7 protein-coding genes are annotated in these 9499 nt (G+C 46.2%); 1 reads left to right on the top strand and 6 read right to left on the bottom strand.

The features are described from left to right. Positions 1–152: 152 nt before the first annotated feature. Both BCT27_RS03135 and ilvY read right to left on the bottom strand, forming a co-directional pair. The gene (locus BCT27_RS03135) at positions 153–1436 is read right to left on the bottom strand and encodes an erythromycin esterase family protein (protein ID WP_102395000.1); all 1284 of its coding nucleotides are present in this window, start codon (positions 1434–1436) and stop codon (positions 153–155) included. Positions 1437–1601: 165 nt separating this feature from the next. Continuing rightward, complete coding sequence (gene ilvY / locus BCT27_RS03130; RefSeq protein WP_102317681.1) at positions 1602–2480, bottom strand: HTH-type transcriptional activator IlvY; 879 nt, start codon at positions 2478–2480, stop codon at positions 1602–1604. A gap of 153 nt (positions 2481–2633) precedes the next feature. Here ilvY and ilvC point away from each other — a divergent pair, with 153 nt between their 5' ends. After that, positions 2634–4118, top strand: a complete 1485-nt coding sequence (gene ilvC / locus BCT27_RS03125; RefSeq protein ID WP_102317680.1) for a ketol-acid reductoisomerase — start codon at positions 2634–2636, stop codon at positions 4116–4118. Between the two features lie 98 nt (positions 4119–4216). Here ilvC and ubiK read toward each other — a convergent pair whose 3' ends face one another. From ubiK to BCT27_RS03105, 4 genes are all read right to left on the bottom strand, one after another. Then, on the bottom strand, positions 4217–4477 hold the full coding sequence (gene ubiK, locus BCT27_RS03120) for a ubiquinone biosynthesis accessory factor UbiK (RefSeq protein WP_017010496.1): 261 nt from the start codon (positions 4475–4477) through the stop codon (positions 4217–4219). Between the two features lie 133 nt (positions 4478–4610). Then, complete coding sequence (locus tag BCT27_RS03115; RefSeq protein ID WP_102391314.1) at positions 4611–7718, bottom strand: multidrug efflux RND transporter permease subunit; 3108 nt, start codon at positions 7716–7718, stop codon at positions 4611–4613. A gap of 10 nt (positions 7719–7728) precedes the next feature. Continuing rightward, the gene (locus BCT27_RS03110; protein ID WP_102394999.1) at positions 7729–8835 is read right to left on the bottom strand and encodes an efflux RND transporter periplasmic adaptor subunit; all 1107 of its coding nucleotides are present in this window, start codon (positions 8833–8835) and stop codon (positions 7729–7731) included. Beyond that, positions 8832–9419 carry a TetR/AcrR family transcriptional regulator gene (locus BCT27_RS03105; RefSeq protein ID WP_198597501.1) on the bottom strand — a complete coding sequence of 196 codons (588 nt, stop codon included), beginning with the start codon at positions 9417–9419 and terminating at the stop codon, positions 8832–8834. The genes BCT27_RS03110 and BCT27_RS03105 overlap by 4 nt, the downstream gene beginning before the upstream one ends. Positions 9420–9499: the final 80 nt, after the last annotated feature.

The following is a 9499-nucleotide window of genomic DNA, read 5'->3' as shown; positions in this document are numbered from 1 at the left end:
TTTTATCGTCTGTAGGTTTTTAAAAGGTGTTAGAGCCTTTGCTGAGAGCCTAAGGGCTATCTGACAAACCTCATCTGTACAATGTTCCGCGACTTATAAAAAGCCCTAGTCATAGACTGGGGCTTTTTATGTTTAATGTGCTGTTAGCTGAATTACATTTTTCGTGGTGTAGTTGGTGTTTCGACGGGGATGAAGAGAATGCCATCCATTATCTCTGAAGGAATATAGAGACTTGGGTATGTCATATTTACTTGTACCGCTTGTAGAGAGTTGAATGTTGCTTTTTCAGCTTGATCCAATTCTTTTATATCAATAAATGAATCTGAGTAACCTGATGCATATAATCGACTATTTAAAGAGTTGTGCGCTTTTGGCCAACTTTGAGGATTGGAAGCCCAAAGCGTGTAATCAGATACATAAGGTGCCACTTCTCCTGAGTACGTCAATTGCATTACGCTGTATGTTTTTAGCTCGGGATAACGCTGATTGACAGCATATAAAGCTGAGTCATTTAGGCCTGTAACATGAGAATTGTGACCAAAGATAACAACCTGTGCATCAGTATTAAACCATTCATCACGTAGCCATTTTATGTTTTCCGCACTCTGATAATCGGAATAACGTTTGTCCAACCCGTTAATTTGGGTATTCGCGTGGGCGCCAATACTTTTGGCTATTTGAAGCCAGAATGAAGAATATAGACGGAAGTCTCTTGGTTGAGTTGGGTCATAAACTGGGACGACTTCTAGATGTTTCTGATTCTTTAATGTGGTCTCTAATTTGTTTACAGCAGAAATCAGTTTATCGTGATGGGCTTTAGAATACTCAGTGCTCGTGTACCAAGGGCACATCATGATTGGACCAATATCTTCTATAACATCGAATTCTTCTGTAGATAGTGAATTTGATGTTAGGTAATGTCTTAACTCATCAAAAATAGTACCGGCGCATGCTGGGTCACTGTTCATTCGTGCATCGTAGCCAGTGAGAATCAGTGTATCATTGATCTGATCTACATCATTTACGTAGTTAAACAACCCCTCTAACTGGGCACTAAAACGGTGCATAAAGTAGAAATTAGCATCCGGACCTGTAACGGCATCAAGGAGGGATTGTTTTCCTGTAAGGTAATTATTCCAAGCAACCAAGCCGTCGTAGAGTCCTGCCTCTAAAGCAACTATCTCCAAGTCGCCATCTTGATGAAGCGCTTTTGTCATCCTTCCCATGTAGCTATGGGCTTTTGAGCCTTGATGTGTAGCTTCACCGATACCTACAATATCAACGCCTTTTACCGCCGAGACAAAGTTGGTCAGATCATTGTTACCATTTTCAATACTGGTACCTGAAAGCTCCTGATGTTTAACATCTATTGGATCAAATTCTGATGAGTTACAACCAACAAGTAACAGAGCTGTTAGCAAACTAACTTTATGCATTTTTAACACCCTTAGACTAATTTTCTAGATACTCTGATAAGGGCATAAAATTGGATAGATCTTTTAGCGAAAAAGGTGATTCTTAAGGTTTTCCATGAACAAATATTGCGAGTTGTCACCAATAAAGTCAGTTTTTTAGTTATTTATCTCGTGCATTAGTTTTGATTAATTGTTATGTGCTACATCCCAAAGTGCCAGAACCAATGGATTGTTTTGTTGAGAGCGAAGGCTGCAAATACCTAATTCAAAAGGGCGAATTGGGGCAAGTTTTAACCTTTCAATCTTCTCTCGTACAGGGCTGTTGTTGATGACGACATCTGGTGCGATACCTACCCCACATCCGAGTGCAACCATACTCACGATGGCTTCATGGCCAGACACTTGTGCGTAGATATTCGGTTTTATCTTCATTTGTTTGAACCAAGTATTTGCTCTCTCTCGTGCTGTGCCGGCTTCAGGCACAATAAAAGGAATGGCATGCCAATCCGGTGTTTCTTTTTGCAGTGCTTCGGCGAAACTGCTTACTCCTGCAGGCGCGATTACAGACAGAGGGACTTCACTTATGGCTTTGAATGCGACTTTGGCAGGAAGTTGTTCGGGTCTTGCGGATATTGCGATATCAGCTTCATCAAGAAGCACTTTGTCTATTGCTTGTGCAGGGTCGCCCGTCGAGAGTTTAAGTTCAATAAAGGGATGACGAATTCTAAATTCGGATAGTAATTCGGGTAAGTGGCTATAGCTGGCAGTCACTGAGCAAAATAGACGAAGTTCACCACGGAGCTCGTTCTCTGATGCATCAGCTTGGCTTTGGTATTGCTGCCATTCTGATAATATTCGCATAGCAATAGGCAATAGCTTTTTTCCTGCTGGAGTTAGTACAACGCTGCGATTATCGCGAAGGAAAAGTTGTTGATTGGCTTCTTGTTCAAGCTTTTGTATTTGGCGGCTTAACGCTGAAGGACTGATGTGCATCGCTGCAGCGGTTTTCGAGAAGTTTTTGCTGTCGCACAGATGAATAAAGAATTGTAGATGTTTGACGTCCATTGTCGTTCTCTATGTTGCATAAATTGCAATTACATGTTGTGAATATATCACTTCAAGCAATTTACTGCCTGATCTATTATGAACTCAATTCGATGTGGCAGCTTGTCATGTTCACATCGCTCAAGGACAGATTTTTCTTACGGAGTATTCGACATGTCTAACTATTTCAATACCTTGAATTTGCGCGAGCAACTTGATCAACTGGGTGTTTGTCGCTTTATGGATAAAGCGGAATTTGCCAATGAAGCAGATTACCTAAAAGGTAAGAAAGTGGTTATTGTTGGCTGTGGTGCGCAAGGCCTTAACCAAGGTCTAAATATGCGTGATTCTGGCCTAGACGTGTCTTATGCACTTCGCCAAGCAGCTATCGACGAACAGCGTCAATCTTACAAGAATGCCAAAGAAAACGGCTTCAACGTTGATAACTATGAAAACCTGATTCCACAAGCGGATTTGGTGGTTAACCTAACGCCTGACAAACAGCACACAAGCGTTGTTAGTGCAGTAATGCCTTTGATGAAAGAAGGTGCTGCTCTTGGTTATTCACATGGCTTCAACATCGTTGAAGAAGGCATGGAAATTCGTCAAGACATCACAGTTGTGATGGTTGCACCAAAGTGCCCAGGTACTGAAGTACGTGAAGAGTACAAGCGTGGTTTCGGTGTTCCTACTCTTATGGCCGTTCACCCAGAGAATGATCCACAAGGTGAAGGACATGAAATTGCAAAAGCTTGGGCTGCTGCAACCGGTGGTCACCGTGCAGGCGTTCTTGAGTCGTCTTTTGTTGCTGAAGTTAAATCTGACCTGATGGGCGAGCAAACCATTCTGTGTGGCATGCTTCAAGCGGGTTCTATCGTATGTTACGAGAAGATGGTTGCTGACGGCATCGACCCAAGCTATGCAGGTAAACTTCTGCAGTTCGGTTGGGAAACGATCACTGAAGCACTGAAGTTCGGTGGCATCACGCACATGATGGATCGTCTGTCTAACCCTGCGAAGATCAAAGCGTTTGAATTGTCAGAAGATCTTAAAGATCTGATGCGTCCGCTTTATAACAAGCACATGGACGACATCATCTCTGGTCACTTCTCATCAACCATGATGGCTGACTGGGCAAATGATGACGCAAACCTTCTTGGCTGGCGTGAAGAGACGGCAGAAACGGCATTTGAACAATACCCTGATTCAGACGTTAAGATTTCTGAGCAAGAGTACTTCGACAACGGTATCTTGATGGTTGCAATGGTTCGCGCAGGTGTTGAACTGGCGTTTGAAGCAATGACGGCATCAGGCATCATTGAAGAGTCTGCATACTACGAGTCACTGCACGAGCTTCCTTTGATTGCAAACACTGTTGCACGTAAGCGTCTGTACGAAATGAACGTGGTTATTTCTGACACGGCTGAATACGGTAACTACCTGTTCGCAAACGTTGCAACACCACTGTTGCGTGAGAAGTTCATGCCAGGAGTTGGTACTGACGTTATCGGTAAGGGTCTTGGCGATGTAGGCAACGACGCTGACAACGCAACCTTGATTGCTGTTAACGACGCACTACGTAACCACCCTGTAGAGTGGATTGGCACTGAGCTACGTGGCTATATGACTGACATGAAGCGCATTGCTGTTGGTGATTAATCTCTTCGCATTGACGAATTGAATACGAAAAACCCGGCGAAAGCCGGGTTTTTTAATGCTGGTTTGTTTTGCATGCAGCCTTCATTGGCTTGCGATGACTAAGCGTCAGATTTCTCGTTCAGCTTCTGTTCGAACTCAGCAAGTTTTTGCTCCATTTCACTCAACTTTTGGCGAGTGCGAAGCAGAACTTGAGTTTGAACATCAAACTCTTCACGACTAACAACATCCAATTTTGCTAGTTGTGATTGGATCACCTCACGGACTTTCTGTTCTACGTCATTACCCAGATCTTTCACGGGTTTTGGCATAGATTCCTGAATCTGCTTAACGACTTGCTCTAGTTTCTTAGGGTCGAACATGCGCTACTCCTTATTATGATGATGCTATTCTAAGCAATCCTCGGATTGTTGTCGAAAAACTCTTTTCTCTTATTCACTACGGTACAAAATAAAAAAGGCCTCACATTGGAGGCCTTTCAGTGCATAAAGAGACTTAGTGCGAAGCGGCTTTTTCAGCTTCCTCTGCCAATCTCATTGCTTCTAGTTCATCATCTTCTACGAACACAGGCAGCGGCTCATGACGGCTTGCAAGGTAAGTATAAATAACCGGAAGAACGAACAAGGTGAATAGCGTACCGATTGCCAGACCCGCAACGATAACAATACCAATACTAAAGCGCTGAGCAGCACCTGCACCGGTTGCGTACATCAGCGGGATAAGACCCGCGATCATCGCAGCGGTTGTCATCAGGATTGGGCGAAGACGCACTTTTGCGGCTTCCATGACGGCGTCCATCTTGCTCATGCCGTTGTGAAGTTGCTCTTCTTTTGCCACTTCACAGATAAGAATACCGTGCTTGGTGATCAAACCAATCAGAGTAATCAAACCGACTTGAGAGTAGATGTTCATCGACGCCGCACCCCACGCCAGAGCAATCAAGGCACCACAAATCGCCAACGGTACAGAGACCAGAATAACGAGTGGATCGCGCAATGATTCGAACTGAATCGCGAGTACAAGGTAGATAACAGCCAATGCCAGCAAGAAGGTGCCAAATAGCGCACTGCCTTCTGTTACGAACTGACGCGCTTCACCGAGGTAGTCATGTTGGTAACCACGTGGCAGTTTCTCAGCTGCAATGCCTTCAAACCAGTTGATCGCATCACCCATTGCAACGCCAGGCGCAGCAACTGCACCGATAGTCGCAGAGTTTAGCTGGTTGAAGTGTGGCAATGCACGAGGCTCTGCAACCACATCAATGGTCACCAGTGAGCCCAGAGGCACAGCTTCGCCACTGGCTGAACGTACGTAGTAACCCTTGATAGATTCAGGGTTCAAACGGTACTTACGCTCGACTTGTGGAATCACTTCGTATGAGCGGCCATCTAAGTCGATACGGTTAACGTAACCGTCCGCCATCATCGTGCCTAGCGTGATACCAATGTCTTGCATCGTGATGCCGTAAGCGCCTGCTTTGTCTTTGTCGATGTTGATTTTCATCGTCGCAGAATCAAAATTCAGATCCATGTCTGAGTAAACAAACATAGAGTTACTTTTCACGTCAGCAAGCACATCTGCCGCAACTTGGAACAAGCTTTCGAAGTTACTTGGCGTGGTGATAACGAACTGAATCGGAAGACCTGAAGACGCACCGGGTAGTTCTGGCATCTGGAATGCCGTTACCGCCATGCCTGGTACATCTTTCACTTCGTCAGTCATACGCTTAACCACGTCTGCCTGACTGGCTTCACGCTCACTCCATGGCACCAAAGAGGCAATACCGAAGGCTTGGTTTGACTTAGGTACACCTGAGAACACCTGTGCAAACGCAACTTCTGGCTGTGCTGCCAATGTTGCGTTGACTTCTGCCATGGTGTTTTCGATGTAATCCAAGTTCGCCGTTGATGGTGCTGTACCCATCATTACCATCACACCTTTATCTTCCGGTGGCGCAAGCTCACTCGGGATAAAGGAGAACATGATGGGTAGACTGACAAACACGATCACCGCGAAAGAGATGATTACAGGGCGAATCTTCATGATGCCGCCCAGCATGCGTGCGTAGCCTTCCGTCATGCGATCGAGGAAGCCATGTACCTTGGCTTCGAATTTGCTCGGCTTTTCGTTGGCCTTGAGCATTTTCGAACACATCATTGGCGACAACGTCAGAGCAATGATGCCCGATACAAAAACGGCACCTGCAAGCGTCAGCGCAAACTCTTTAAACAACGAGCCTGTGATACCGCCCATCAATGCGATAGGTGCGTATACCGCTGCCAGTGTCAGCGTCATCGAGATAACAGGCACCGCGATTTCACGGGTACCGATAATGGCGGCGCGGAATGGTGATTCACCGAGCTTGATATGGCGATCGACGTTCTCAAGAACAACGATCGCGTCATCCACCACCAGACCGATGGCCAGTACCATGGCGAGCAGTGTCATCAAGTTTAGCGAGAAGCCAAACAGCTCCATCATCATGGCCACACCAATCAAAGACAGTGGGATAGTGATGATAGGGATCAGCACTGCGCGGAATGAACCCAAGAACAAGGTGATCACCACCAATACGATCAGTGCCGCTTCAATGATGGTCTTCACAACCTCATGAATCGATTCGTTGATCGCAACGGTGGAGTCATACAAGACATTCATCTTGATGGTGCTAGGCATGTTACGTTCAAGCTCTGGCAGCTTGGCAGTGACATCTGCAGCAATGTTGATTGGGTTAGCCGTTGGAGCTGCGTTAATCGCGGCGACAACCGCTTCTGAGCCATTCGCAGTGGCACGGTAGATATCGTGACTCTTCTCTAGCGAGACCTTCGCGATATCGCCCAGACGAATAACCTGACCTTCCTGCGTGGCGACAACCAAACGGCTAAGCTCGTCGGTATTGGATACTTGGGTATCGGCAGAGCCGTTATACACCATGTAAGTACCAATCGACTGGCCGGTTGCTGACTGGTAGTTGTTGGCGTTAAGTACGCCCATCACTTCCGTCGCCGTCAGGTTGAACGCTGCCATTTTCGCTGGATCAAGCCATACGCGCAGGGCGTATTTCAAACCGCCGTAAAGGTCGATTTTTGCTACACCATTCACCGTGAACAGCTGAGGTTTTGTTACACGCTCAAGGTAGTCCGTGATTTGGCTTGAATCGAGGGTGTCAGACGTAAAGCCGATGTACATTACCGCTGTTGTTGACCCTGTCGACATGGTGACAGAGGGGTCTTCAGACTCACCTGGCAACTGTGCACGAACAGAGTTCACCTTCGCCAAAATGTCCGCCAAGGCAGCATTTGGATCGGTGTTCAGCTTCATGTAAACCGTCACGGTAGAGGTACCCAGCACCGATTCAGACGTCATAAAGTCAATGTTGTCAGCCTGTGCAACGGCTTGTTCCAGTGGCGTCGTAATGAAGCCTTGGATCAAGTCAGCACTTGCACCGTAGTAACTGGTGGCGATGGTAACAACGGTATTGGTCATGTCCGGGTATTCCCGAACCTGCATCTTGAACATCGATTGCAGACCAAGCAGCGCGATCAAAAAGCTGATCGAGATGGCCAGAACCGGACGCCGTATGAAAATATCCGTAAATTTCATCAGGACCTCATCACAGTTGTGGTAGCTGTTCAGGTGGTGTAAGCGCATCGTTTTCAACAACGCGTACTTTCGCACCATTACTCAAGCGTACTTGACCCGATGTCACCACCTTGTCGCCCGCTTTTAGACCATTCAGAACGTGTGCGATGTGGCCTTTACGCTCACCGACTTTCACGACTTGTTGGTACGCGCGCGTCTCGCTGTCTTCTTCGCGAAGTACATAAACGTTCTCACCGTACAGTGTGAAGTTGATAGCGGTTTGGTCGACAACAATCTGATCTTCAACCGTTGGCAGAATGATGTTTGCGCGCGCAAACATACCTGAACGCAGTTGACCGTGGTTGTTAGGGATATCAGCTTGTACTTGGATCAAGCCACTTTGGAAGTTAACCGCAGGCTCGATGGCACTGATTTTGCCGGTGAAAGGCGTCTCAGGGTATGCATCGACAGCAATGTTAATCTTCTGGTCTAGCTTGATTTTCGCAATGTCTGTTTGTGGCACAGTAAAGCGAAGGCGCATGATGGAGGTGTCTTCCAAGCGAACAATTTCAGTACCTGGTTGCAGGTATTCACCAAGGAACACGTTACGAAGACCCACAACGCCGTCAAACGGTGCATCAATGGTGCGGCGCTCAATCGACGCATTCAAACTTTCTACGTCAGCCTGTAGCGAGCGGTAGTTAGCTTCTGCTTCATCCAAGGCTTCTTTCGAAATAGACCCTTTACGGAACAGACCTTGGTAGCGCTTGTATTTTGCTTTTGCAGCAGGTAAACGCGCTTGAGTACTCTTTAGGTTTGCCGCTTCTACTTTTGAATCCAATGCCAATAGCACATCACCTTGTTTCACGGATTGACCTGAAACGAAGTTGATGTGGTCGATAACGCCGTTAACTTGGGTTGTTAGCGTGACACCTTGGTTGGGTTCGATAAAGCCGATAGCTTCAATGGTTGGGATCCACTCAATGGATGACATTTCTGTCACTGTCACTGGGAATTCTGGCTCAGGCATGTTTGCCATGTATTCGGCAATTTTTTGTTGTTTAAACATGTTAAAGCCGATAACTGTACCGAAAAGTACAAGTGCCAAGACCAACATGACAACAAACGATTTCTTCATTTAGATTTCTCCGATTCTTTATGAAGGCATATAGCATCCCAGCACGCGTTGATTGCATCATCGAGTGCTGAAGCGTCAAGGTTTATAACACCCCTTACCTGTTTGCGAGCTAAACAAATGGCCGGTTCAAGGCCAATGCCAGAAAGCACGTCAGTCGAGAGTGGTTTGAATGTTCCATTAGCGATACCAGCCTCGAAAAGCTGATGTATAGGAGTAAAAACCTCCCGTTCCGCCATTTTTTGCTCTGTACCGTTTTGATAGGGCAAGCTATCAAACTGCTCACGGTTGATTGCATTGTCGTCACGATCAATGGTGATTTGCCAGGCATTGCGCCAAAGGGTGACAAACTGCTGTTTCATAGACATGTCATCGGACAAACCGTGCAATATATTTTCGGCACATTTTCCAATGACATGGTTGCGAAGTTGGCTCAACAAATCGTTCTTGTCCGAGAAGTACCGATAAATCGTACCTGCCGCGACGCCAGCTTCTTTGGCGACCATCTGCATAGAGAGGCGGTCAAAGCCGTGTTTTGCCAGTAAACGCTCGGTGGCTTCTAAGATCTGCGTTTTTTTGTCAGACATCATTTATACGCTCTCAATGAATGAACGTTCATTCATTGTATTAGATTTAAAACACTCTGCAAGGTTAAGTGAACAATGAA

The sequence above is a fragment of the Enterovibrio norvegicus genome (assembly GCF_002876705.1).
GTDB classification, from domain to species: Bacteria; Pseudomonadota; Gammaproteobacteria; order Enterobacterales; family Vibrionaceae; genus Enterovibrio; species Enterovibrio norvegicus_B.
This window is presented reverse-complemented; position numbering and strand designations above follow the sequence as displayed.

Excerpts from the sequence above, each read along its gene's own strand:
- ilvC (WP_102317680.1), top strand. The coding sequence starts at position 2,634 with ATGTCTAACTATTTCAATACCTTGAATTTGCGCGAGCAACTTGATCAA.
- BCT27_RS03105 (WP_198597501.1), bottom strand. The coding sequence starts at position 9,419 with ATGTCTGACAAAAAAACGCAGATCTTAGAAGCCACCGAGCGTTTACTG.
- ubiK (WP_017010496.1), bottom strand. The coding sequence starts at position 4,477 with ATGTTCGACCCTAAGAAACTAGAGCAAGTCGTTAAGCAGATTCAGGAA.
- BCT27_RS03115 (WP_102391314.1), bottom strand. The coding sequence starts at position 7,718 with ATGAAATTTACGGATATTTTCATACGGCGTCCGGTTCTGGCCATCTCG.
- ilvY (WP_102317681.1), bottom strand. The coding sequence starts at position 2,480 with ATGGACGTCAAACATCTACAATTCTTTATTCATCTGTGCGACAGCAAA.
- BCT27_RS03110 (WP_102394999.1), bottom strand. The coding sequence starts at position 8,835 with ATGAAGAAATCGTTTGTTGTCATGTTGGTCTTGGCACTTGTACTTTTC.
- BCT27_RS03135 (WP_102395000.1), bottom strand. The coding sequence starts at position 1,436 with ATGCATAAAGTTAGTTTGCTAACAGCTCTGTTACTTGTTGGTTGTAAC.